Here is a 24,115-nt window from a genome sequence, read left to right on the forward strand (position 1 = left end):
TCGATGAAGAACATGAGAAACGGATGAAGAAACACGGGAAAATCCAACCCACGCGTTTGAGCCGAGCGTATTCAGTCAGATAACGAATTGCGATCTATCCTTCGGCCAGGCGTGAAAGACCCCAGTGTTGCATGTTGGGGTTGCCGCCTGGCTGACGGATAGATCGTGCGTTGAACTTTGTCGCCGCACTGGTGGCAGCACAGCGGACGTAGGCCGAGACGACCGGCCCGTCAGAATGAGCCTACCAGATACGACTGGGGGTAGCCGAGATCGCCCGTAAATCCTGCCAGCGGCAACTGAACCATGGCGATTGGCTCCCGCTCGATTCCCTCTGCACTTTCTACCTGGGTTTCCACGTACCAATCGTAAAAATCGGTACCGTAGCTGGCCGTCCAGAGACGACGATGCGACTCCCGTTGCCGGTCGGCGTACCACCCCGGGCAGCGATCGTCCTCTCGCCAAAAGATCTCTGCCCATGAAGGCTTCGGCGTATCTTGGACCAGGTAACGGACCACTTGGCAGGCCGAACTCGTCACCGATGGAGGCGGTTGGATGTAGGCCACCCATTTCTTCGATTCCAAGTTCTTCACGAACGCGTCCCAGTTCTCGTCGCTGCGAAGATACTCAAATTTACCGACCAGCTTCAACTTGCCAGCGGAACGCAGTCGGCGGAGTTTGCCGATCGCTTGTTCGCGATACGCTTCACGAAGCGGATCCGCATCCACCAAGTAGAAGCCATCGGAGTTTCTGGAGCCCGTCGCTGCGGTCGCCTCTGTCCACTGATGCGTGCTAAGGCCCGGCCCCGCGCCGGGAACCAGCATGTGAACATGCCAATGCGCCTCGAGTTTCTGATTCCACGTATGCAGAACCGTCATCGCCGCCGGATCATAATCCTGTTCGGCTTTGATTCGCCTCGACAGACTCTTCCAGGCCGAGTCCACCAGCAAGTCCGCCATCTCGTAGCGGTTGGCCAGTGCCAACTCGGACAGTTCGCTGGGCAGCGTGAAGACAACCTGATAGTACGTCACGCCGGGCAGGATCAACTTGGTTGCTTTGTCGTGAAAGTCGACTCGCTTGCCGCCGCTACACTGCGGGCAGTGGCGATCACCGCAGGAGTTGTACAGCGAAGTAATTTCGTCACAGTCAACGCACCTGAACTTCCGCCCTCCCAACACATGCGTGCGGCAAAGCGCCAGCTTTGCCAACACGCTTTGGACCTGACCAGACGTCGTGCTATTGACGGCCCCAGCGGCACCCAGACGCAGGATCTGTGCGACGCTTAGCTTTCCTGCGGCAGTGGACCGCTGTTCTCTGCCGCTGGCTGATACGTCGGCAATTGTTTCACTGGCAACCAATCCAGCGGACTGGGCACACTGTGCAGATGTTCGCGGCGACAGTGCAGATAGATCATCGTGGTGGTGAAACTGGCGTGGCCGAGCAGCTTGCTGATCGTCAACAAGTCCACGCCCGCCTCCAACAGTCCCGTCGCGTAGCTGTGCCGGAGTACGTGCGGGTAAACGCGTTTCTTGATTCCCGCCTTGGCGGCCGATCGCTTCATCATTTTCTGGATCGTGGTGTCGGCGTAAGTCTTCGTCGCCGAGTTGCCGGGGAACAGCAGATCCGATGGCCTGTACTTCTTCCAGTAGACCCTCAGCTCTTGCAAGAGTCTTGGCGAGAGCGGCACGAGCCGTTCCTTCTTGCCCTTTCCGCAGGCGACTCGGATCATCATCCGACTGGAGTCGATGTCGGCGATCCTCAGGTTGGCACATTCGGAGAACCTCAGCCCCGCCGAATAGAGCGTCATCAGAAAGGTTCGATGCTTGAGGTTGGGAGTGCATTGAATCAGCTTGTCGATTTCATGACGGCTCAGCACGGTCGGCAGCGTCTTGATCCGCTTGCCGAAGGGAACCATCTTGACCGGCCAGGAGACACGGATGGTGTGCGTATAGAGAAACCGTAGCGCGCAGACCGCTTGGTTGAAGGTGCTGTAGGCGACCTTCTTTTGTTGGATCAGGTAAAGCTGGAAGGTTCTAACGTCTTCGACGGTTGCTCGGCCCAGCGGCTTGGCGATGAAGGCAGCGAAGCGTCGAGCGTGATAGGTGTAGGCGTCGATCGTTGACTGGGCCAAGTTGCGAATGATCATGTCCTCGGCCATTCGCCGGGTGAGTTCGCAGGGATGTTTTTGATACGGAGTCATGGTGTATGCCTGAAAGCGAAATTGGAACGTTGCACGCCAAGAATCGGAGTGCGGAAGTGTTCCACAGTGCTTGCAGATCCCAAAAGCGCAAGCCCCATTTAGCCGTAACGTTCGCCACAACCGAACCCGTGCCCGAAGGCTTCCGGACGGACCAGAAACACCGCCCGCGACCAACAAGAGACTCAGCAGGCAACCTTCCGGAACGGTCGCCGACCGACAGCGTCCGCAGGACGCCACCGAGACCAGATGGCAGCAGGCACGACACACGTGCGCCAAGAAAACGCGACGATCACCCAGCTGAGTCAAGTTGGCATGGATGCCAACGCACCTTCACGCATGGATGCGTGCCACCACGTCAACCACCAACAACAAACACGCCGCGACTCCCCACTGCACCGGAGCCCACTCGATTAAGTTCAACGTCTGGCATAACCGGGCCGCCGCGGTTGATACTCCACTTGAAAACGCGCGACCGGCGGCTCCGCGTTCATGCCTTTGTTATGCGGCATTCTATCACCACTGGGATATGACGTAGAATAGCCCAGCGAGGAGCGCTGCCGCGAAGGCGATGGCGATAACCGCCAAGGCGGGTCTTCGTCGGACGAGCCATGTAAGCCTGCGAATAGACGACGGCGGTGAGGCCATTACAGGCCCAGCAGTTAAGGCTCGGTGGACATCATCGCGGAGCATTCGCAGGTCTGGGGCATGTGGCGACTGTGCAAGTTGCTGGTCAACTTCGTACCGCAGTTTTTGTAATTCACGTTCAGACCTTGCCGTAATCAGCCTACCCGTCAGAGATTGGACAATCGGTTTCGACTCGGTTTGGGGGTACCGTTCGCACTTGTTGTCGGTTGGAGGTTCGTGGCCAATCACCACACGACAGATCTGTGAAGCCACATTATCAATTCCCAGCGACGTCGTGACTGCAAGTTTGCCGGCCAGTAGTGGCGAGTACGCCACTACATCGTCACTGCTGATTTTGTGCCAAACAGGCAGGATGACCTTTCCTCGTCCGTCTTCGCGGGCGACAAGTGCATCAAGTTCCTTGTTCGGCCATTCCTTCGCAAAGAAGGACGGGCTGAGGACTACCACTCCAAAACGAGATTGTGCCAAGCCTTCGTCGATTTTCCGACGCAGGCTATCGCCCAACGTCAGTTCGAATTCGTCGAGCCATACGGTCGCTCCCAATTCTTGAAGCTTTTGGGCAAGAGGCCGGGCGACTTCGTCTTTGTCTTCGCTTGCATGGCTGATGAAAGTATCAAACTGCATGTTGGTCCAACTGTCGCCGCATAACGGCAGGGTTCAGCGGGGCCGCGCGAACGACTCTCCACTTCAAAAATGTCAACTCGCGGCCTCCGTTGCAACCCATGGTTCTGCCTCATGGATCGTCCAATGCAAGTCGCAGTTCGAACTCCGCAGGTTCGTCTGCGGGATACACCTGCAGGCTCTCGCGTCCCCCGCGCAGGACCCAATCGCCAGGCGTGATCGCACCGTCCTCCTTGACACTGAACGTACCTGCTCCTGACAACGGATCATCCAGAATGCCGCGAGCCACAGTATTACGATCTAGCCAACAATATTCAATCTTGCGAGCTTGTTGGTTGCGACGCAAAAGGAGAGTGATCGTCGAACCACCTTCGACCGAAGAACCGCCCCCGCGAGTAGTCTTGCCATCGACGACGGCATCGAAGGTCAAAAAATGCCCGTCAGGCTCTTCAGGAATTTCGATAGTGTACCGGCTTGCGTACAAGAGCTTCGTAAGCTCTTGATTGGACAAATGCGAATCGGAAAGGCTCTGTTGAATGAGCGGATGAACGAACACCGTGTAGATGGGCGGCCACCCCACCGCGATGAGCAGGACAGCGAATAGAGTCAGCGATCGTCGCGTCCTACGTTTCAAGTCGTCAGTCTCCTTTTGGCAGAACGTCGGTCGTCACCGGGCACGGAGAGACGACTTTCCATTTGTGGAAACCTGCAAGCCGTGCTCCGTGTGCACGACTTGGTTATTTGTTTGCCCTAACCAGTCGTCGGACTAGCGGCCGGCAAGCCGTCAGCCTACCGGGCATGGAGTCAGGCGGCAAGTTTTCGGGCGTTGCGTCAGTCCGCGTTGTCAGCAGTCGTTCGAGTTGATCACGGAGCGCCATCGAGCATTGAGATCACGAGTTGTGCGCCGAGGCCAACAGTTCCGATGCACCAAAAGACGCGTTGGTTTAGTACAAATAACGGTTGAAATCACGGGGCAACGGAGTTGGGGGTTTCTAACTACCGAAATGCGCCGCCCGTTGCTCCCGTGCATTTCATTGGCTATCCGCCGGTATGAATTGCGTTGTCATCGTTGACACGACGTGTGCCGAATGCGAGCTGGGCAGTAACGCGGCCAAGGAGCATTGCCAAACCAAACACACAAACATTGGAAAGCAAATCGGACTTTGGATAGGTAGATTGGAACGAAAGATAGATCGCCATGGCCACAAGAAAGTATGTGCCATCCGACCAATTGCTGCGAATTGTGGTTCGATTGGCGAAGCGGCTTATCGACACCTCCGCCACATACGTGGCTCCGAAGATGACGATCACGGCGAAAGTCCCAAGGATTACGAATCCTACGGTGTAGCCCTTCCACCACAGGATTGCGGCGATGAAAACCGTCGCTAGTAGATGTGAAGCGAGTTGCATTGGCATTTCAGTCGGATAACGTCGGTGGTCACCGAGTCGGAATGGTGGATGTTGTGATGGCCAAGCAAAGGCGCAGGTCCGACTTCGGTGCACCACATGGTTCGTCAGCGTTATTGTATGGGACGGCGCGGTGGGTGTGCATTGAGTATCCGACGCCAGCGAGCGCTATGAGTGACAATCCAGTAACTAGCGAGCAAGGCGATTCGGTAGAATCCGATCGCTGTAATTGCAAAAACGGTCCAGAGGGTACGCGAATATCCCTGTACGGTTGGCGAGTTTGTCAGGACCAGGACCAATATCAACAGCTGTAAAGCGAACAGGAATGCAAAAGGTGACGCCATCGTCAAGAACGCAAAGCGTCTGTCGGGGCGATCCATGTTCCCCATGTCCGCGATTTCTCTTTTTGTGAGCGGTAAGATCAGACTTCCCAATCTGCGTCGCCAGGTCAACAGTACCACTAGCGATATTGCGATGAAGCTGTAAACGCCGAATTCGGTGTCGAACCCGCCCGCAGCGTCAAACGCAATTTGCGCGATTACGACCAGTGTCGGGACGATTAACCACTTCGCGGTTTGGATGTGATGCTCCATTGAGAATCAGTTAGTCTGACGAACGTTTGGATTAACGCGGTTCCGTCACATGACATTGAACCGCAAAGTGAAAGAGCCAACGGAACTCGCGTTCAATCCGTGGTTATTCGACTTTTTGCGATCATATTGGCGGGGGTTCCATTCCATACATTCGGTAGACGTAGTCACTGAAATTGTACGGAATGAACCGTGAGGCGAGACACAGTTGTTGGATTCGTTCGACCACAAACGCGAGGCACGCCGCGTCCACCTCAGCGGTCATCGTAACATAACGGCAAGCGGGAATCGTACGCCCTTCGTGAACAATATCGACCCATGATCTTCGCAATGAGTATTTGCCTGCAACGTGAATCACGTCAGGAAGGCGATTTTTCGAGATCGTTTGTGTCGGATGATTGAATTCAGAGATGGTTTTCTGCAGGGTTTCGACTGTTACGCCGTCGATGGCGTAGATGACTTTCAGCGGCCACATATCGATCATCGGATTATCGATGACGATCTTGTCCCAAGGGTAATCAATGCGGTGTTGTGGCACCGAAGCAATGTTCGTGATCGCGTCGCGAATGCCAGCAGAGTCTAGCATCGATTTGATCGAAACGACAGCAAGTACGCCGTCGATACATGCAAACGACTTTAGCCCAACGTTGAATTGAGGACACATATCTGTTGAGACGATCACGTCGATCTGTTTTGATTCTTCTCCCGCTTGGTTGAAGACGAACCCGCCGAGTTTTGCATTGCACGCTGATGGCAGATGATTTTGCAAGAAGTCGACGTACAACTGCTCACGTGCGCCACCTTTGTCCGTAGTGTTTGGGAAAATGTCGGCAGCGTCGGATTCGCCGCGCAAGACGGCGGCAACCGAGCTGTAGTATTTTACAAGACGCGTGAAGAATGGCTTGGGCATGGCGTCCTGTCGAATAACGAATTGCGATCTATCCTTCGGCCAGGCGTGAAAGACCCCAATGCTGCATGTTGGGGTTACCGCCTGGCTGATGGATAGATCGTGCGTTGAACTTTGTCGACTCATGATCGCCGACCTGGGGGAAACCTATGCGGAATCAATCAAATTGGTTGCTCCCGCAGCACTGCCAGTTTACTCCAGGCACGACGCTGATCGCAAGTTGTCCCACCACGCGAGAACCGTGTTGGGGCCTGACCGCTCGGCTTTGGCTGCGATTTTCGATCTTTGCGCAGCAATCAACCTCCGGTTTTTCTGAACGGAAATCGCGGCCCTCTGATGGTGATGGGTGCAAGCGACGCTGGTTGCTAATCATCTGCATACCATCTTGGTCGATACTTGCTGAACATCACGTCACTCCAACTTGGCTTGAAGCTCGACTGCACCAACTCCATCGGCTCACCGCAATGGACGCACTGCGGTGTCAACTCCTCAGCCGCCTCCTCTGGCCCCGCCTCCTCATCGACGGTGGGCGTTGGGGGCGTCTCCACTGGCAGCAACGCGATGCATTCTTTCATATAGCGATCGCGATGGTGGTTGCTGTAACCACCGTAGCGGCGTGACTTCGTAAAACCCTTAGGAAGGATGTGCATCGACCAACGACGAACGAACTCCACGCCGCTCAACGTGTACGGCGCAGCACGTCCATCACCTCCGCCGGTCTGATTCCCCACTCGCGCCCAAAACTGGACCTTCCCATCCTCGTGCGAAATCAGGCGACGATCACTGATCGGACCACCCGTCATGTAACGTGCTAAGTACTTCGCAACATGCTCGGGACGGCAATGCTCATTCGGTGGGCCTTGAATGAACGAGACCCAAGTCTTGTGCTCGAAGCGACCGAGCCACTCGTCCCAGCCTGCTTGATCCTGCAACGCCTGGAACTGACCTTGCAACTTGAGCTTGCCCTTCTCTCGCAATCGACGTAGCCCTTTCAAGACAGCCTCGCGATACCGCTTGCGAAGTTCTTTGGCATCAACCAAGTAGGGTGCTGAGGAGGGCTTCCCGTTCTGCTTGCGACTATGGATCCAACCGGGACGCGAAGGATCCAGCGACGGGCCGCCGCCTGGCACCAACGCGTGCACATGTGCATGAGCGTCAAGTTTCTGATTCCAAGTATGCAGCACCATCGCCGCAGCAGCCTCGAATCCTTGCTCGTCGGCGATCAGTCCTCGCAGCGCTTCCCAAGCGGAACGAAACAGAAGGTTGTAGACTTCACGACGGTTTCCCAACGCCAGGGCCGAGAGCTCCTCAGGCAACGTAAAGACCACTTGAAAATAGGTCGCGCCAGGAACCAGCAACTCGCAAGTCGAATCCAACCAATCGGCACGTCGCGCACCACTGCACTGGGGGCAGTGACGATCGCCGCAAGAGTTGTAGACGGGCGTTTCGGATTGGCATCCTTCACAGAGATAGACATGACCACCCAACGCACGCGTGCGACACAGCGCCAGTTTTGCCAACGTGCTTTGCACTTGTGGGGCCGCCGCGGAGGCATTCGCCTTGACGTACTGCGACGTGTACCGCTTGAGCAGCGCCGCAACCGTCAAATCCTTGGACGGCTGGATCGCTTCGCTGGGCTTCTTCACCCCAGCGAGGACAGGGCTGGCAATCGCCGCAGCCAGCGGACTTGCAAGGACACTCATAACGATCCGAACCACAAACAGTCGAGGAGTCACCACGCTGGCCATGCACGGCGAGCGAAGTGAAAACTACCAAGAGTATTTGCGTGAGCGCGCAGGCTCATTCGCTTTGAAGAGTTATCCGGGCAACGACTTTAGCTATCCGGCCCCAGTCGTCGAAACAACCGTGCGCAATAGACGGTCGTGACCAACGTCACGCCGCAACGGGCTCAATGCCGAAGCAAATGGAGATCGCCAACAAAACGCTGACGCGAGGAGAGTCCGGTCATCGTGCGTCGCCAACGCCGCGGCGGCATCGAGCCAACTCGGCAACAATCAAGCGCACCGATCATGAGTCGATTAAGTTCAACGCTACGCATCAGCGGGCCGGCGCAATACGCGTTGATTTCAAAACCGACCCGACCGCCGGCTCCGTTGCATGCGATCGTTATCCGCTATTCTTGTTCTCCGGCGGCAGGAGAGCTTGTCGGTTTGTTCATCGGAACAAGGTAATACCACTGACCAAAATAGTTGATTTCTTGCCAGTTGTCCGGTACTTCGCCACGAGGCGGTGGTTCTGGGAGCGGTTTTTGACCGGGAGAAGCAGATGACCATAATACCTGGGGCGGAAACCAGTAAATCGAACGCATACGTGTAGGCCTTCAGACAGGGCTCGTGGCTGGATGCGTCCAGTCGGGATGAACATCGGAATTCTTCTGTAGGTTTCCCTGACCTTCGGATTGCGGACCGACGTTTCCATCAGATTCAAGTTCTTTTACGCGTTGCTCAAGCTTCTCGAGCCGAGTTTGCAATTCGGCAATATCAGGAGTCTCGTTGGTCGGTGTGTTGTTCGCACCTTGCCCAAGGCAGCAAGATGAAAGGAGTAGGAGACAGACAACGGTCAATGTGCATCGCATTTTCACTGGTTCCTTCGAGCTCACGATTCGTTAGGATGTGTGTCGTTCAACAAGTGATTTCAGTCGGGTAACGTCCAGAATTTCCGGCCGTCGCGTGTGCATCAACCATTGCCAAAACGCGTTGTCGAAAGCTCCGGTGCATCCGTTGGATACTTGCAAGTTTGGGACGGCGATTGGCATTAGAGGGTATCAAAAGATCGCGCCAAGTATAGCGAACGTGAGCAGCCCGAGCGAGATGAGCAGCGGTCCAGCCGGCAGAGCACGACCGAAGCCGGTCGATATCCGAATCGCCAATAGCGAAGACAGAACCGACGTCACCCACGTGACAATGGCAACCAGGCTGAGCATTGAACGCAGGGATGGATCATTGCGCACAGTGACGCCGTCAACGCCTATTCCGCTGTAGCCGGAAAGCAGTTGTGCGTAGACGCATCCAATCGTCACGAGCAACATGGTAACCGCAAGCAGCGTTAGAGCAGCTGAGTACCGAGTCATGGGTTTAATTCAGTCGGATAACGAATTGCGATCTATCCTTCGGCCAGGCGTGAAAGACCCCAGTGTTGCATGTTGGGGTTGCCGCCTGGCTGACGGATAGATCGTGCGTTGAACTTTGTCGCCGCACTGGTGGCAGCACAGCGGACGTAGGCCGAGACGACCGGCCCGTCAGAATGAGTCTACCAGATACGACTGGGGGTAGCCGAGATCGCCCGTAAATCCTGCCAGCGGCAACTGAACCATGGCGATTCGCTCCCGCTCGATTTCCTCTGCACTTTCTACCTGGGTTTCCACGTACCAATCGTAAAAATCGGTACCGTAGCTGGCCGTCCAGAGACGACGATGCGACTCCCGTTGCCGGTCGGCGTACCACTCCGGGCAGCGATCGTCCTCTCGCCGAAAGATCTCTGCCCATGAAGGCTTCGGCGTATCTTGGATCAGTTCTATCCGGTCGCTGCCGCAGTGCTCGCACACTTGGTCTGGCGACTGGGCGAACGCTTCCTTGGACGAGTCAGCTGATGGTTCTTCAAGTCGCCATCCCTCCACTGCCTCCAACTGCTCGCGGCAACGATCTTGGTAGGCGCCTCGGCGATTGTTGCTCCATCCACCTAGGTAACGAGTCTTCGTTAGTTGGTCCGGCTGAATGTGAAGGCACCAGCGGCCTACGAATTCGCTGGAGCTCATCGTCACCGGCACCTGCTCTCGCTCGCCGCCGACCCGCTTGCCGTCACGAGCCATGAACGTCACTTCGTCTGCATCCGCTGCGACGATACGGCGGTCACTGATCGGACCACCAGTCAGATAGCGTGTCAGGTAACGGACCACTTGGCAGGCCGAACTCGTCACCGATGGAGGCGGTTGGATGTAGGCCACCCATTTCTTCGATTCCAAGTTCTTCACGAACGCGTCCCAGTTCTCGTTGCTGCGAAGATACTCAAATTTACCGACCAGTTTCAACTTGCCGGCGGAACGCAGTCGGCGGAGTTTGCCGATCGCTTGCTCGCGATACGCTTCACGAAGCGGATCCGCATCCACCAAGTAGAAGCCGTCGGAGTTTCTGGAGCCCGTCGGTGCGGTCGCCTCTGTCCACTGACGCGTGCTAAGGCCCGGACCCGCGCCGGGAACCAGCATGTGAACATGCCAATGCGCCTCGAGTTTCTGATTCCAAGTATGCAGAATCGTCATCGCCGCCGGATCATAATCCTGTTCGGCTTTGATTCGCCTCGACAGACTCTTCCAGGCCGAGTCCACCAGCAAGTCCGCCATCTCGTAGCGGTTCGCAAGTGCCAACTCGGACAGTTCGCTGGGCAGCGTGAAGACGACCTGATAGTACGTCACACCAGACAGGATCAACTTGGTTGCTTTGTCGTGAAAGTCGACTCGCTTGCCGCCGCTACACGAGTTTACGACTGCGACGCGGGGGCAGTGGCGGTCACCGCAGGAGTTGTACAGCGAAGTAATTTCGGCACAGTCAGCGCACCTAAACTTGCGCCCTCCCAACACATGCGTGCGGCAAAGCGAAAGCTTTGCCAACACGCTTTGGACCTGACCAGACGTCGCGTCATTGACGGCCCCAGCGGCACCCAGACGCAGGATCTGTGCGACGCTTAGCTTTCCTGCGGCAGTGGACCGCTGTTCTCTGCCGCTGGCTGATACGTCGGCAATTGTTTCACTGGCAACCAATCCAGCGGACTGGGCACACTGTGCAGATGTTCGCGGCGACAGTGCAGATAGACCATCGTGGTGGTGAAACTGGCGTGGCCGAGCAGCTTGCTGATCGTCAACAGGTCCACGCCTGCTTCTAAGAGCCCCGTCGCGTAGCTGTGCCGGAGTACGTGCGGGTAAACGCGTTTCTTGATTCCCGCCTTGGCGGCCGACCGCTTCATCATTTTCTGGATCGTGGTGTCGGCGTAAGTCTTCGTCGCCGAGTTGCCGGGGAACAGCAGATCCGATGGCCTGTACTTCTTCCAGTAGACCCTCAGCTCTTGCAAGAGTCTTGGCGAGAGCGGCACGAGCCGTTCCTTCTTGCCCTTTCCGCAGGCGACTCGGATCATCATCCGACTGGAGTCGATGTCGGCGATCCTCAGGTTGGCACATTCGGAGAACCTCAGCCCCGCCGAATAGAGCGTCATCAGAAAGGTTCGATGCTTGAGGTTGGGTGTGCATTGAATCAGCTTGTCGATTTCATGACGGCTCAGCACGGTCGGCAGCGTCTTGATCCGCTTGCCGAATGGAACCATCTTGACCGGCCAGGAGACACGGATGGTGTGCGTATAGAGAAACCGTAGCGCGCAGACCGCTTGGTTGAAGGTGCTGTAGGCGACCTTCTTTTGTTGGATCAGGTAAAGCTGGAAGGTTCTAACGTCTTCGACGGTTGCTCGGCCCAGCGGCTTGGCGATGAAGGCAGCGAAGCGTCGAGCGTGATAGGTGTAGGCGTCGATCGTAGACTGGGCCAAGTTGCGGATGATCATGTCCTCGGCCATTCGCCGGGTGAGTTCGCAGCGATGCTTTTGGTGGGGAGTCATGGTGTATGCCTGAAAGCAGGATTGGAACGGTGCACGCCGAGAACCGGAGTGCGGAAGCGTTCCACAGTGCTTGCAGATCCCAAAAGCGCAAGCCCCATTTAACCGTAACGTTCGCGACAACCGAACCCGTGCCCGAAGACTTCTCGATCGACCAGAAACACCGCCCGCGACCAACAGGAGACTCAGCAGGCAACCTTCCGGGACGGTCGCCGACCGACAGCGTCCGCAGGGCGCCACCGAGACAAGATGGCAGCGGGCACGACCCCACGTGCGGCAATAAAACTCGACGATCACCCAGTTGAGCCAAGTTGGCATGGATGCCAACTCACCTTCACGCATGGATGCGTGCCACCACGTCAACCACCGCCAACAAACACGCCGCGACTCACCACTGCACCGGAGCCCACTCGATTAAGTTCAACGCTACGCATCAGCGGGGACGGGCGAAAGACCTACAAGAATACCAAAACGCCTGCCACCCGTCCTCCGTTGCATGCGATGGTTATTCGTCCTGTCGAGTGTCGGGGCCGATGTAATCAATCGGGGTGTCGGGTATTGCCGCGCGAGTTGCAGTCGGAAAGTGCAGCATACCAACTAGCCCAATAAGTACGAGCAGCAGACCCAGCAAAACCGCGTTTGCTGCCCATTCGCGAGCGTTAGCGGAAATTGAGACGGGGCCGAATGGATACGTAACTTGGCCCGAAACTGACGTTAGGGCAACCACGGTAAATGACTGGGACCGTGTACCGTCTTCGTTGTAAGTAACAGGGCCCTCGTCCGTGGTCTTCGGCGTGTAGTCCGCAGTCGCCGCGATATCGGTCGACATTTGCCGCGATGCCCAGGCAACGCACGCCAGCGGAATCGCAAGAGCAGCAAACAGCAGCCAAATCGGAAGGCTGTAGATAAAGGTCATTGGCTAGTGTGGGGTAAAGTGATTCCGAGTCGAATAACGTCGGTCGTCACCGGGCACGGAGAGACGACTTTCCATTTGTGGAAACCTGCAAGCCGTGCTCCGTGTGCACGACTTGGTTATTTGTTTGCCCGAACCAGTCGTCGGACTAGCGGTCGGCAAGCCGTCAGCCTATCGGGCATGAGGTCGGCCGGCAAGTTTTTGGGCGTTGCCTCAGCCCGCGCTGCCAGCAGTCGTGCGAGTCGATCACGGAGCGCCATCGAGCATTGAGATCACGAGTTGTGCGCCGAGGCCATTGGTTCCGATGCACCAAAAGACGCGTCGGTTTAGTACAAATAACGTTACCGATCACCCGGTCGCCGCGAGAGATCTTCCATTGTCAAAACGCCCGACTCGGCGACTCGGGTGCATCGGATGGTTCCCCGCTCCGTTGGCGTCGCGAACCAGCCATCATGATACCAGAGATGAGTGACACAGAGATTGCAAACCCGACAATCGTCATCATGAATCCCTGAGCACGCATGCCCGTGAGAAGTGCTATCGACGCGGGTAGCAATAGGGTACAGGCGGAGTATCGAAGTTGGCGGGAGCGTGCATCGCGGTCGATTGGGTATGTTCGAGAACGGAGTCGATATGATAGGCCACCCAATGGAACGCCAAGAAGTACGAATAGGTATCCAATCGGATTTGGATCGGCAGAAATTGGGATCGCTACAACCAGCGTGATGGCTGCCATCGCACCGAGCAATCCGCCAACCGCAAGAAACAATGCAGGACCTCGACGAGTTTGGTGCGGTTGAACCGACCGTTCAGTAGGTGCACTCGGGCTGACTGGTGGCGAGTATGGATTCGGTATCGACGGTTCGGGTTTCAATGCGATTTGGACAACGCTTCAGTCGGGGAACGTCACGCGTCACCGGGAACGCGCGGAAAGGTTTCTAACGGCGAAATTGCTCAACTCGCGTTCTCCGGTGCACGCGATTGTTATCCTCCGAACGGGTCACTGCCAGCAGCACCGAACGGATCATCGTTCTCGTCGCCGAATGGGTCACCACCGCCGGCAGTACCGAATGGATCGACGTTTGCGGTATCAGCGAACGGGTCATTGCCAGCAGCACCGAACGGATCGTCGTTCTCGTCGCCGAATGGGTCACCACCGCCGGCAGTACCGAATGGATCGACGTTTGCGGTATCAGCGAACGGGTCATTGCCAGCAGCACCGAACGGATCGTCGTTCTCGTCGCCGAATGGGTCACCACCGCCGGCAGTACCGAATGGATCGACGTTTGCGGTATCAGCGAACGGGTCATTGCCAGCAGCACCGAACGGATCGTCGTTCTCGTCGCCGAATGGGTCACCACCGCCGGCAGTACCGAATGGATCGACGTTTGCGGTATCAGCGAACGGGTCATTGCCAGCAGCACCGAACGGATCGTCGTTCTCGTCGCCGAATGGGTCACCACCGCCGGCAGTACCGAATGGATCGACGTTTGCGGTATCAGCGAACGGGTCATTGCCAGCAGCACCAAACGGATCGTCGTTCTCGTCGCCGAATGGGTCACCACCGCCGGCAGTACCGAATGGATCGACGTTTGCGGTATCAGCGAACGGGTCATTGCCAGCAGCACCGAACGGATCGTCGTTGACGCTTCTCGCGAAGGGATCATATTGAGCGAACGCAACAGCGCTAAGCCCGAATGCCGTCGCTGCCATCATCAGTAGAACGAGATTGCGTTTCATAGCGTGACCTTTGGGTTGGGGTAAGCTTCAGTCGGATAACGTTAGACATCACGGGGAACGGACGAAAGACTTTCCACTTCAAAAACCACGCAAGCCGTTCTCCCGTGCATGTCATGGTTCTGGCTTCTCTGCATCGTTCAACGTCACGCCAAGGTCGTAAGCGATGAGTCCGAGTACATCATCGTACACGAGACCAAGGCCCGCAAACGCACGTGACGAGACTCCCGTGTCAGTGGCGAGCAGGGCAAGCAAGATATGCTCAGTCGCGATGGATTCGTGACAAAGGCGATCCGCGCAACTCGCGGCAGAACCTACAACACGATGCGCGTCCGGCCGTATCGGTCTACGTCGTTTGTCAGCAAGGGAGTCACCAATCGCCATATGCTTGCGCAACTCATGGACGATCGCCGCCCGCGTAACACCAAGACGCGCGAGCAGGCGATGGGCGGGGCAACCGCGATTGCGGATCAGTCCGATCAAGATGTGTTCTGACGCGATGTAGTCATGGCGAAGACGCCGAGCCGCTTGATTCGCGTACCGCATCGTACGCACCGCAGAGGCGTTGAATCGGCTATAGACTTTTGCGTTCATGCCGGAGTGTGTTCAGTGCCAGAACGTCACCCGTCACCGGGCCGGGAAAGTTGATTGTCCATTTGTGAACCCTCGCAAGCCCGGCTCCGGTGCACGGGATGGTTCCCCGCAGTCTGTGTTGTACCCGCGAGCAAATCAGGACGGAATCGCCGAAACAGCCCCCAGCAGTCACCAAACACGCGTTCAACGAACAGCAGGCAAAATGCCATTACCGGAATTGTAACAAAAGCAAACGGCAGCCACGGCAGAATGGCCAAGAGCAGCCCGAGGAATCCAAGGTGATGCCCGGGATGTGGCCTAGCATAAGCCAGATTGCACCAAGCGACAGCGTGAATGATCCCCATTGCAACCGACATCTGAATGACGCCCCGATGGCGAACCGATCTGTCGTCGTCGAACAGAGCCGGAAATCCGCAAAAGAAAGGGGCGACGTACATCGCGGGAATCGTCCACCAGGGTGGAGCCGGGTAGCCACGACAAGTTGCAGCTGTGTAGCACCCGACTACGTGGGCCGCGCAAACGAATATGCAGCTCGCTCGATACAGCTCAGGTTGGCGGCGAATTAGTAGGTGCAAGTTAGGACGATTCAGTCGGGGAACGTCGGCCATCAGCGGGTCGCGGCGAGCGACTCAACCACTGCCAAAACACGTGACACGCGACTCCGTTGCATGGCTTTGTTATTCGCCGGCATGGATCAAGGCAGGTTTGGTTGAGTATTGTGTACGGGAGAGGGCAACGTCTTCACTATAGCTTACACGACGGCCATCAGTTGATTTAGAAACCAAAGATTGATCGTAGTGCCCGACATTGACGACATAGCGACCAAAAACCATTTTCGCGACTGCCGGAAACCGAAGTAGCCAGCAAATCGCAGATACGCGACACCTAAAAAGACAGCGAGCCAAAGGGTTGCTGGAGTGATGAACCATTCAGGCTTTGCACGGCCGAGCGAGCCTTGTGCGCAGAGGACGCCGTAGATGTAGTTCGCCGCCAGCACGGCAATGCAAACTAAAGCGAAAACGTAATCGGTCCAATTCGTGTCGCCAGTCGAAGCATTCTTTAGGTCATCGGTCGACGCAGGCGGTTCGAACGGGTTGCTAGGCATGCGCTTCAGTCGAATAACGTCGGCCATCAGCGGGTCGCGGCGAGCGACTCAACCACTGCCAAAACACGTGACACGCGACTCCGTTGCATGGCTTTGTTATTCGCCGGCATGGATCAAGGCAGGTTTGGTTGAGTATTGTGTACGGGAGAGGGCAACGTCTTCACTATAGCTTACACGACGGCCATCAGTTGATTTAGAAACCAAAGATTGATCGTAGTGCCCGACATTGACGACATAGCGACCAAAAACCATTTTCGCGACTGCCGGAAACCGAAGTAGCCAGCAAATCGCAGATACGCGACACCTAAAAAGACAGCGAGCCAAAGGATTGCTGGAGTGATGAACCATTCAGGCTTTGCACGGCCGAGCGAGCCTAGTGCGCAGAGGACGCCGTAGATGTAGTTCGCCGCCAGCACGGCAATGCAAACTAAAGCGAAAACGTAATCGGTCCAATTCGTGTCGCCAGTCGAAGCATTCTTTAGGTCATCGGTCGACGCAGGCGGTTCGAACGGGTTGCTAGGCATGCGTTTCAGTCGAATAACGTTACGCGTCACCCGGTACGCGCGAATGATTCTCAACTTCAAAACCGCCCGACTCGCGTACTCGGGTGCACGCGATTGTTACCCGCCGTTATTTGGGCGTGACGAGATCAGGCGGGCAAGCGACTGTCGGTCGCCGGAACGCATGATACCACGGAAGTACACCCGAACATCAGACCGTGGAGTGAGCAGCATACGGTCCCAGCGTTCGGAACCATCAAGAGTGGCATAGTCTTCGAGCAGAGGCAGTATTGCCGAAGAGTTGATGGGCTCCGTGTTTCCGTCTGAGAACACAATCGAGCCATCGAAAATGGTTGGTGGTGGAGCAGACCGTAACCGGCTAGCGTCGCGCGTTGATGCGAGCCAAGTAACGAAGTCCGCAATGTCATCCGGATCATCCAGCGTTACGGGAGGTTGGTCGCCGTTTGGCTTGAGCGTGATAGAAGAAATCAAGTTTGGCGATAAGCCATGTGTTAGGGTGAACTGCCGATAGACCGCGGGGCCGAAAGTGATGCAAAGAACCACGATCGCAACGCAGGCGAGAACTGAGTAACGGCGGATGCGAGAGCGAGGTTGCGTTGTTGAATCGGAATTCATCGTCGACGAAAGAGAGTGCAGTCAGTCGGGTAACGGTTGCCGTAACCGGGAACGGATAGGTGGCTTTCCATCTGTAAGACCTTGCAAGCCGTTCTCCGGTTCACGGCCTGGTTACCCGCCATTGTCGGTCCGATACCAAATGGATGCAAGTGATCCAATCGACAGTCCAACCCAAGTTGCGATGCAGACCCATGCGGGGACGCCCATCAAAATGGCGCAAATTGACAGAGACAATACAGCAACAGGAACGATCAGAAACATAGCAACGGATACGTCAGTACGCCCAATCAATCGGTTAATGGCGAGCGACGGCAAGCCGAGGAGCGCGACGACAGCAATCACCAGGAAATCCTTGGAGCGTGCAACGATCTCAGGACGGTAGATAACTTGTCCGCCGTGCGTGAGTGCAAGCCCGACGCCAAAGTTTTCGTTGGCATAGGAAACGAATTCTTGCTTGAGTTCCCAGTTGTCGAGACAACGCTGATGGCAAACAGCGTCATCGAGAATGGCGAATCGCGGATCGTCAAAACCGTGCATGGTCATCGCGAAAGCATCCACATCGGGATCGACGATTGGGGCCGAGCAAAGTGGACACGCTATGCCGGAGTAAACGAGTGCCATTACGAGCGGGCCGTGTTGCGCAAGGTTTCAGTCGGGTAACGATTAATTATCCCCGCCTCACACGGGGTCTAAACATTTTACAGACTGGGTCAGGCGAAGATAAAGGGTTTTATGCCCGGCTGACCCGTGCATAATACGCTTAGCCCGAGCGAGGGGGAAGAGAGAACCGAATCTCGATTGAACTTTTCTGATTCAAAGCACTTTTTGCTTGCCTTGCCTCTCCGCGGGGGATAGAACACACGTTCACTGATGGGAGGTGCCTTTCGCTGAGGATGTTCCAATGTCTGTTGAGCTGTTTCGTCAACGATTGAGCCGTGCCCAGCTGCATCCCAATGATTTGGCATGGATGCCGCAATGGTTCGATGAATACGCAAGACTACAGCAAGATGACGGTGAGCCTCTGAAAGTTGAGACGTCCCGGGTGCTCGCGTTCCTCCGTTCTCTCCGCGATCGGGGCGTGCCAGCCTGGCAGCGATTGCAGGCGGCCCGAGCGGTCGAGTGGTACCAAGCGCTCGTCTTACGCAATGACGAGGTGGATTTCGTTCATTTCAAACAGAAGCTTGGTGAGCTCGCTGAAGTTGAAAAGCGCGCCGGGGTGGCAGTCGAGAATGGAGGCGGTATGCCTGGCGAAGGCTTGCCAGGACTGATCGATCCGAATGAACCCGCAGCTGTACGCAAAATGCGAGCGCGAATGCGGGTGCTCCATCACCCAAAGTCCACCGAACAGGCCTACGTCGGATGGCTCGTTCGTTTCATTCGCCACTTGGACGACGAAAATGTGGACAAATATGGCGAGCCCGAAATTGGGCATTTCCTAACCGAGCTAGCAGTCGTCGGTGAAGTTACTGCGGGGACGCAAAACCAAGCTCTGGCAGCATTGCTCTTCTTTTTTGGGAAGGTCGTCGGCCGCGATCTAAAGTTTGTCGAACGCGTCCGGGCAAAATCGAGCCGATACCTGCCGGTCGTGTTAAGCCGACCCGAGATTGCGGAACTGGCGCCCCACATACGTGGCATGAACGCAACGATGTTTCGGCTGATCTACGGCAGCGGACTGCGTCATCGCGAATGCCGTTGCCTGCGCATCAAGGATGTCTGTTTCGACACCGGTCATATTGTTGTTCGCGACGGCAAAGGTCAGCATGACCGGATCACCGTCCTGCCAGGTGCAGCCGTGGATTCGCTGCGAAGTTGCATTGACCTGGCCAGGTCGCTTCATCGCGATGATTTACAGGACGGACATGGCCGAGTCTATTTGCCGTTCGCACTCAAGCGAAAGTATCCCAATGCGGATCGTGAACTCGGCTGGCAATATGTTTTTCCATCGCGACAGTTGTCCAAAGATCCGCGAACCGGCCTGCTGCGCCGTCACCACGTGCACGCTGGCACTTTTGCAGATGCGATGAAGCGTGGCTTGTCGCGGACGTCGATCGTGAAGCCGGCGACACCGCATTCTCTGCGTCACAGTTTCGCGACACACTTGCTTGAAAACGGAGCGGATATTCGGACCGTTCAAGAGTTGCTTGGGCACAAGGATGTCAAGACGACGATGATCTACACTCACGTCATGAATCGCCCCGGAATTTGTGTGATCAGCCCGCTCGATCGACTATCGGGCCCCAGCGATCCCCGTGACAAGGACGATGATCGGCCCAAAGTTCCTGAGGCGCCAACAGGCTAAGCCGTCAATTGAACCGTCCACGGTTGGCCGGCACAGGTTTCGGAAAGTCCCAGCGACTGCCGGGCATGGCGATCCGAAGTTGATCCTGATCTGCAAGCAGTTTCTCTACCCGATCCAGCATGGCGACGACGTGGGGTTCAAATCGGATTGATCAGATCTTTGTCATTTCCCAAAACTAATATTATCACACAATAGTTTCGTAAAATGCGTTGCCTCTGCAAAACCACTCGGTCAGTTCTGGTGGCACATCGGTCGTAGTCGCCGTGGACGCTCAGCGATGCAACCAATGGATGGTAAACCGACTTTTTGTAGTAGCCGTTGTAGCTGGCTCCATGCTGCTTGCCATGAACTTCGATGGGGAAACTGTCAATGTCGATGGTGACATGTTTGACGCGGCGACCTCCCGAGGCGAACACATGACGCTCGACACTTTGAGCCAGTCCGTTTCAGACAGCTTCTAAGTTGCACTGCTGTCGAGCGAGGATGCTGATCAAGCGGGATTGAGTGGGTTGGCTTGCCAGTGGCTCGTCGGCGACCTTGTCGCCGGTGCGGTTCCAGGCGGACGCGCGAAAGGCAGGGTCATGAGCGAGTCGGTCGACGTCGTCTTGAGCGGAGCACACAACGGCCATCGCAAAGGTCCGTTCGCGAATCAGCTCGTCGATGCGATAGCGAATGCGGTCGGGGCGTCTGGGATCACGGATGTCCTTAGCGATTGAATCGAACAGGCCGAGCCGATGTTCAGCTTCGCGAAGCAAGAGAACGCCGGCATTGGCGGTGATTCGATGATCGGTCGCTTGAACCTTGACGGAGCGATTGAATTGCGGCTCAAAAAGATTACCTTGGTGTTCACCCATCGCGTGATTCCTTGCTGTGTTTAAGTTGGTTGTGGTTAACCGTTAAACGTAGCGTTTCACGCGATGGCTTTTCAATTCACAAAGTTCCCGGTGAATAATGCGGGCTAATATCCCTCGACGCGTGTTTTCGGGGGGGCATTCGCGGATGTGGCGTTGCTTCGGCTTTCGAAAATGAGAGTTTGAATGTCAGTGACTCAGTTCGAACGAGAAGTTCTGGGTGTTATTCGTCTGTCCGAACCAGTCGTCGGACTAGCGGCCGGCACGCCGCCAGCATCGCGGGCCTGGAATCGGCCAGCAATTTTTCGGTCATTGCAGACTACGACCCGTCGATGTTTCCCCAACGCGAAAAACCTCCTGACTGGATCCGCGACGCAGAAGTTTTCGGTAAAGCAGGGCGTCCTGATCAATCGCCAATTCGTTCATGACTCCAGTTCCAACTGAGGCAATACAGGTTGCCGGTCCACCGATCCATCGCTGCAGGAAGGGTTAGTCGTTGGGGGGAAAGAAGTTCACGGGGCCGATGCCGCGACCGATCTTCGGGTGGGGTCTTAGCGCCCGAGTCAGGAACGCCTTGGCTGTTTCGGCGGCCTGCCAAGCGTCGACGCCCAGGGCCAGGTTGGCGGTCAGTGCCGCCGACAGAACGCATCCCGTGCCGTGCGTGTCTTGGGTATCGATCCAGGGGCCGCGCAGGTGCCGGGTTTCCGATCCGATGCGGACGACGTCTAGGCTTTCGTCGCCCAGTCGACCGCCTTTGATCCACACGTTGTCCGGACCCATGTCGGCAATCTGTTTGGCAGCCTGCTCCATCGACGCCACGTCATCGATTTTCGATTGTGTGATGACCTGTGCTTCGTGGCGATTGGGTGTCACCCAGGTGGCGGTTGGCAACAGTCGCCGGCGAATCGAATCAATCGTGTCGTCGTCGATCAAACGGTCACCATGTTTGCTGACCATGACGGGGTCGACGACTAGCGGGAATGCAAACCGCTGGGCGCGATCAGCGATCGCTTCGATCAGGCGGGCGCTGCCCAGGGCGCCAGTCTTGGCTGCCGATGGTGGGACATCGCTGAGCACCGCATCAAGCTGAGCCAGCACAAGATCGACGTCCATGATTCGGACGTCCAGCACCGACTGAGTATTCTGCACGGTCAGGAGGCTGACGACGCTGGTTCCGTACACTTGGAAGTGATGGAATGTTTTCAGGTCCGCTTGCAGTCCGGCCCCGCCTGATGGGTCAGAGCCCGCGATCGTAAGTGCGATGGTCATGGGCGGATCTTAGGTCGTGGCCCGTTTGGGAACGAAGTTGCGCAAGTAAGTATGGCTTTGCTGGAGCGCCAGTCGGCAGTCTTCGATGGTGGACTCGAACGCTCGATCTTCGACTTCCACGCAAACTGGTCCGCGATAGCCCGTGTCGGTCAGGATCGAAAAGAATTTGCCCCAGTCGACTTCGCCCATCCCCGGCAGTTTCGGGGAATGGTACAGGTTGGGGTGCGCCAGGATGCCGACTTGGTTCAGTTTCGCTCGGTCGATGCGGACGTCTTTGGCATGAACATGGAATAGCTTGTCGGCAAAATCTTGCATCGGGGCAAGATAATCCATGTGCTGGAACACCAGATGCGACGGGTCGTAGTTCAGGCCGAAGTGGTCGCTGGGGATATCGTTGAACATCCGCTGCCAGATCGCGGGGCTTTGTGCCAGATTTTTGCCACCGGGCCATTCATCGGCGGTGAACAGCATGGGGCAGTTTTCGATGCCCACTTTCACACCCTGGTCCTCGGCGTGCGCGATGATCGGTTTCCAGGTGTCTAGAAAACGGGGCCAGTTGTCATCGATGCTCTTGGTCCAGTCGCGGCCGATGAATGTCGTCATGCGGTCGACGCCTAGCATGGAGGATGCCGTGATCAGGGACCGGATATGTTCGACAGCCTGCTCGGCTTCGGCGGCGTCGGGGGAGAGTGCATTGGGGTAATAGCCTAGCGAGCTGATGCTGACACCGTACTTTGCCGACAATTCGGTGATTTGGTTAACGTCCAGTTCGGCGATGTTGATATGAGTCACACCGGCGTAGCGACGCGTCGATTTACCCAGCGGCCAACACATCACTTCGACACAGTCAAACCCGATGCTGGCGGCCGTCGCAAAGACTTCCTGTAGCGACAGGTCAGGGACGATGGCGGACACAAAGCCGAGTGGCAACATGGGGATTCTCCGGTTGTTCGTACGGTTTTAGCATCCGTTTGTATGCCAGGCCGGGGGCGGCAACAAGACGACCGCTTGGGCCCGCGCGGGTTCTTCACGCCCGAGGCCATGTCGGTTACCGTTTTCGCTGAGGGAGTACCGGATGGCCACGTTGGCCGGCGGCAAATCATTCCAGACGCAGGGGATACGGGGACCGCAATGTTGCATGCTGTGATCATGGCTGGCGGAAGTGGGACTAGGTTTTGGCCTGCGAGTCGAAGGTTGGTGCCCAAACAATTGTTGGCGCTTTCGGGCCAACGCACGATGATTCAGTCCACTGTCGATCGCTTGGGAGACCTGATCCCGCCATCGCGTCAGATGATTGTGACCAACAAAATTCTGGTCGACGCCGTTCGGGAGCAATTGCCACAATTGCCAGCGGAAAATGTCGTCGGTGAACCGTGCAAACGGGACACCGCGCCCTGTGTCGGTCTAGCGGCCGCGTTGGTTCAGCATAAAGATCCCGATGGAACGATGGCCGTGATGCCCTCGGATCACGTCATCGCGTCACCGGGAAAATTCCAGGCAGCACTTGCCGCGGCCGAACAATTGATCGAAGAGGATCCGACCCGGATCGTCACTTTCGGCATCAAACCGACCTATCCGGCTGAATCGTTTGGATACATCCAGGCAGCCGAACCGATCGGGGCAGCCCACGGCGAGACCGCAGATGGGATATCGGCATACAAAGTTAAACAGTTTCGCGAAAAGCCTGACCACGAGACGGCGGAATCGTACTTGAAGGCGGGCACGTACTTTTGGAATAGCGGTATTTTTCTGTGGCGTGCGTCGACCATTTTGGATGCGATGCAAGCCAAGGTGCCAGCGATCAGCGAGCGTATCGCTGCGATCGCAGCATCGATGGGGACCGACAGCTACGAAGAAACATTGGAACGCGAATTCACAGCGATCAAGGGGACGTCGATCGACTATGCCGTGATGGAATCGTATGACAACGTCGTCATGATCGAGGCTCCGTTCCCCTGGGATGACGTCGGCAGTTGGCAGGCACTGTCGCGATTGAACGAACCAGACGCCGACGACAATACCGTCGTCGGATCGCATGTCGGCATTGATACCAAGGGATCGATCATCATGACCCAGCCGGGGCATACCGTGGTCACCATCGACGTCGAAGATTTGATCGTCGTGCAAACGGCGGACGCAACTCTGGTCGCGCCCAAGCATGCCGAAGAACGCGTTCGCGAAGCGGTCAAGGCATTGGAAGAACGCGGATTGACCGATCTGCTGTAGACGCC

The 24,115-nt window shown here is 56.5% G+C and carries 21 protein-coding genes and 1 pseudogene; 2 read left to right on the forward strand and 20 right to left on the reverse strand.

All coding sequences use genetic code 11. The annotated features are described in order from the left end of the window. Positions 1–230: 230 nt before the first annotated feature. From K227x_RS10570 to K227x_RS10635, 17 genes are all read right to left on the reverse strand, one after another. A complete protein-coding gene (locus tag K227x_RS10570) occupies positions 231–1,355 on the reverse strand; it encodes an IS91 family transposase (RefSeq protein WP_246146729.1) in 1,125 nt (374 codons plus the stop codon). Continuing rightward, positions 1,280–2,197 (reverse strand): tyrosine-type recombinase/integrase, encoded by a 918-nt coding sequence (locus tag K227x_RS10575; RefSeq protein WP_145169464.1) that lies wholly within the window; start codon positions 2,195–2,197, stop codon positions 1,280–1,282. The genes K227x_RS10570 and K227x_RS10575 overlap by 76 nt, the downstream gene beginning before the upstream one ends. Before the next feature lie 513 nt (positions 2,198–2,710). Beyond that, a complete protein-coding gene (locus tag K227x_RS10580; protein WP_145169465.1) occupies positions 2,711–3,466 on the reverse strand; it encodes a toll/interleukin-1 receptor domain-containing protein in 756 nt (251 codons plus the stop codon). Positions 3,467–3,575: 109 nt separating this feature from the next. Then, positions 3,576–4,097, reverse strand: coding sequence for a hypothetical protein (locus tag K227x_RS10585; protein ID WP_246146730.1), 522 nt, complete (start codon positions 4,095–4,097; stop codon positions 3,576–3,578). Positions 4,098–4,501: 404 nt separating this feature from the next. Further along, positions 4,502–4,879, reverse strand: a complete 378-nt coding sequence (locus tag K227x_RS10590; protein ID WP_145169466.1) for a hypothetical protein — start codon at positions 4,877–4,879, stop codon at positions 4,502–4,504. A 705-nt stretch (positions 4,880–5,584) separates the two neighbouring features. Then, positions 5,585–6,370 carry a DUF6602 domain-containing protein gene (locus tag K227x_RS10595; RefSeq protein ID WP_145169467.1) on the reverse strand — a complete coding sequence of 262 codons (786 nt, stop codon included), beginning with the start codon at positions 6,368–6,370 and terminating at the stop codon, positions 5,585–5,587. 362 nt (positions 6,371–6,732) lie between these two features. Beyond that, on the reverse strand, positions 6,733–8,070 hold the full coding sequence (locus K227x_RS10600; RefSeq protein WP_218933914.1) for an IS91 family transposase: 1,338 nt from the start codon (positions 8,068–8,070) through the stop codon (positions 6,733–6,735). A gap of 1,082 nt (positions 8,071–9,152) precedes the next feature. Continuing rightward, positions 9,153–9,458, reverse strand: coding sequence for a hypothetical protein (locus tag K227x_RS30430; RefSeq protein ID WP_218933915.1), 306 nt, complete (start codon positions 9,456–9,458; stop codon positions 9,153–9,155). Between the two features lie 168 nt (positions 9,459–9,626). Then, positions 9,627–11,141, reverse strand: a complete 1,515-nt coding sequence (locus K227x_RS10605; RefSeq protein WP_246146731.1) for an IS91 family transposase — start codon at positions 11,139–11,141, stop codon at positions 9,627–9,629. Beyond that, complete coding sequence (locus tag K227x_RS10610) at positions 11,066–11,983, reverse strand: tyrosine-type recombinase/integrase (protein ID WP_145169469.1); 918 nt, start codon at positions 11,981–11,983, stop codon at positions 11,066–11,068. The genes K227x_RS10605 and K227x_RS10610 overlap by 76 nt, the downstream gene beginning before the upstream one ends. A gap of 502 nt (positions 11,984–12,485) precedes the next feature. Beyond that, on the reverse strand, positions 12,486–12,896 hold the full coding sequence (locus K227x_RS30435) for a hypothetical protein (protein ID WP_218933916.1): 411 nt from the start codon (positions 12,894–12,896) through the stop codon (positions 12,486–12,488). Positions 12,897–13,877: 981 nt separating this feature from the next. Continuing rightward, positions 13,878–14,633, reverse strand: a complete 756-nt coding sequence (locus K227x_RS10615; protein WP_145169470.1) for a hypothetical protein — start codon at positions 14,631–14,633, stop codon at positions 13,878–13,880. A gap of 111 nt (positions 14,634–14,744) precedes the next feature. Then, entirely contained in the window at positions 14,745–15,224 is a 480-nt protein-coding gene (locus K227x_RS10620; RefSeq protein ID WP_145169471.1) for a Clp protease N-terminal domain-containing protein, read from the reverse strand. A gap of 751 nt (positions 15,225–15,975) precedes the next feature. Further along, positions 15,976–16,329, reverse strand: coding sequence for a hypothetical protein (locus tag K227x_RS10625; RefSeq protein WP_145169472.1), 354 nt, complete (start codon positions 16,327–16,329; stop codon positions 15,976–15,978). A 170-nt stretch (positions 16,330–16,499) separates the two neighbouring features. Continuing rightward, positions 16,500–16,853, reverse strand: coding sequence for a hypothetical protein (locus tag K227x_RS10630; protein WP_145169473.1), 354 nt, complete (start codon positions 16,851–16,853; stop codon positions 16,500–16,502). A 96-nt stretch (positions 16,854–16,949) separates the two neighbouring features. Continuing rightward, a complete protein-coding gene (locus K227x_RS30440; protein WP_218933917.1) occupies positions 16,950–17,465 on the reverse strand; it encodes a hypothetical protein in 516 nt (171 codons plus the stop codon). A gap of 111 nt (positions 17,466–17,576) precedes the next feature. After that, on the reverse strand, positions 17,577–18,086 hold the full coding sequence (locus K227x_RS10635; RefSeq protein WP_218933918.1) for a DUF677 domain-containing protein: 510 nt from the start codon (positions 18,084–18,086) through the stop codon (positions 17,577–17,579). Between the two features lie 280 nt (positions 18,087–18,366). On the opposite strand from K227x_RS10635, the gene K227x_RS10640 reads away from it, so the two are divergent. Next, a complete protein-coding gene (locus K227x_RS10640; protein WP_218933919.1) occupies positions 18,367–19,764 on the forward strand; it encodes an integron integrase in 1,398 nt (465 codons plus the stop codon). A gap of 137 nt (positions 19,765–19,901) precedes the next feature. On the opposite strand, the pseudogene K227x_RS31580 reads toward K227x_RS10640, so the two are convergent. The 3 genes and pseudogenes from K227x_RS31580 to K227x_RS10660 form a co-directional block, all read right to left on the reverse strand. Further along, positions 19,902–20,618: pseudogene (locus K227x_RS31580) on the reverse strand (transposase). A 486-nt stretch (positions 20,619–21,104) separates the two neighbouring features. Next, the gene (thiD, locus tag K227x_RS10655) at positions 21,105–21,884 is read right to left on the reverse strand and encodes a bifunctional hydroxymethylpyrimidine kinase/phosphomethylpyrimidine kinase (protein WP_145169477.1); all 780 of its coding nucleotides are present in this window, start codon (positions 21,882–21,884) and stop codon (positions 21,105–21,107) included. A 9-nt stretch (positions 21,885–21,893) separates the two neighbouring features. Beyond that, positions 21,894–22,817 (reverse strand): sugar phosphate isomerase/epimerase family protein, encoded by a 924-nt coding sequence (locus K227x_RS10660; RefSeq protein ID WP_145169478.1) that lies wholly within the window; start codon positions 22,815–22,817, stop codon positions 21,894–21,896. Between the two features lie 198 nt (positions 22,818–23,015). Here K227x_RS10660 and K227x_RS10665 point away from each other — a divergent pair, with 198 nt between their 5' ends. Next, positions 23,016–24,110, forward strand: a complete 1,095-nt coding sequence (locus tag K227x_RS10665) for a mannose-1-phosphate guanylyltransferase (RefSeq protein ID WP_145177675.1) — start codon at positions 23,016–23,018, stop codon at positions 24,108–24,110. Positions 24,111–24,115: the final 5 nt, after the last annotated feature.

Source organism: Rubripirellula lacrimiformis, assembly GCF_007741535.1.
In the GTDB taxonomy this organism is placed as follows: domain Bacteria; phylum Planctomycetota; class Planctomycetia; order Pirellulales; family Pirellulaceae; genus Rubripirellula; species Rubripirellula lacrimiformis.

Excerpts from the sequence above, each read along its gene's own strand:
- K227x_RS10575 (WP_145169464.1), bottom strand. The coding sequence starts at position 2,197 with ATGACTCCGTATCAAAAACATCCCTGCGAACTCACCCGGCGAATGGCC.
- K227x_RS10580 (WP_145169465.1), bottom strand. The coding sequence starts at position 3,466 with ATGCAGTTTGATACTTTCATCAGCCATGCAAGCGAAGACAAAGACGAA.
- K227x_RS10590 (WP_145169466.1), bottom strand. The coding sequence starts at position 4,879 with ATGCCAATGCAACTCGCTTCACATCTACTAGCGACGGTTTTCATCGCC.
- K227x_RS10595 (WP_145169467.1), bottom strand. The coding sequence starts at position 6,370 with ATGCCCAAGCCATTCTTCACGCGTCTTGTAAAATACTACAGCTCGGTT.
- K227x_RS10600 (WP_218933914.1), bottom strand. The coding sequence starts at position 8,070 with ATGAGTGTCCTTGCAAGTCCGCTGGCTGCGGCGATTGCCAGCCCTGTC.
- K227x_RS30430 (WP_218933915.1), bottom strand. The coding sequence starts at position 9,458 with ATGACTCGGTACTCAGCTGCTCTAACGCTGCTTGCGGTTACCATGTTG.
- K227x_RS10610 (WP_145169469.1), bottom strand. The coding sequence starts at position 11,983 with ATGACTCCCCACCAAAAGCATCGCTGCGAACTCACCCGGCGAATGGCC.
- K227x_RS30435 (WP_218933916.1), bottom strand. The coding sequence starts at position 12,896 with ATGACCTTTATCTACAGCCTTCCGATTTGGCTGCTGTTTGCTGCTCTT.
- K227x_RS10615 (WP_145169470.1), bottom strand. The coding sequence starts at position 14,633 with ATGAAACGCAATCTCGTTCTACTGATGATGGCAGCGACGGCATTCGGG.
- K227x_RS10620 (WP_145169471.1), bottom strand. The coding sequence starts at position 15,224 with ATGAACGCAAAAGTCTATAGCCGATTCAACGCCTCTGCGGTGCGTACG.
- K227x_RS10625 (WP_145169472.1), bottom strand. The coding sequence starts at position 16,329 with ATGCCTAGCAACCCGTTCGAACCGCCTGCGTCGACCGATGACCTAAAG.
- K227x_RS10630 (WP_145169473.1), bottom strand. The coding sequence starts at position 16,853 with ATGCCTAGCAACCCGTTCGAACCGCCTGCGTCGACCGATGACCTAAAG.
- K227x_RS30440 (WP_218933917.1), bottom strand. The coding sequence starts at position 17,465 with ATGAATTCCGATTCAACAACGCAACCTCGCTCTCGCATCCGCCGTTAC.
- K227x_RS10635 (WP_218933918.1), bottom strand. The coding sequence starts at position 18,086 with ATGGCACTCGTTTACTCCGGCATAGCGTGTCCACTTTGCTCGGCCCCA.
- K227x_RS10640 (WP_218933919.1), top strand. The coding sequence starts at position 18,367 with ATGTCTGTTGAGCTGTTTCGTCAACGATTGAGCCGTGCCCAGCTGCAT.
- thiD (WP_145169477.1), bottom strand. The coding sequence starts at position 21,884 with ATGACCATCGCACTTACGATCGCGGGCTCTGACCCATCAGGCGGGGCC.
- K227x_RS10660 (WP_145169478.1), bottom strand. The coding sequence starts at position 22,817 with ATGTTGCCACTCGGCTTTGTGTCCGCCATCGTCCCTGACCTGTCGCTA.
- K227x_RS10665 (WP_145177675.1), top strand. The coding sequence starts at position 23,016 with ATGTTGCATGCTGTGATCATGGCTGGCGGAAGTGGGACTAGGTTTTGG.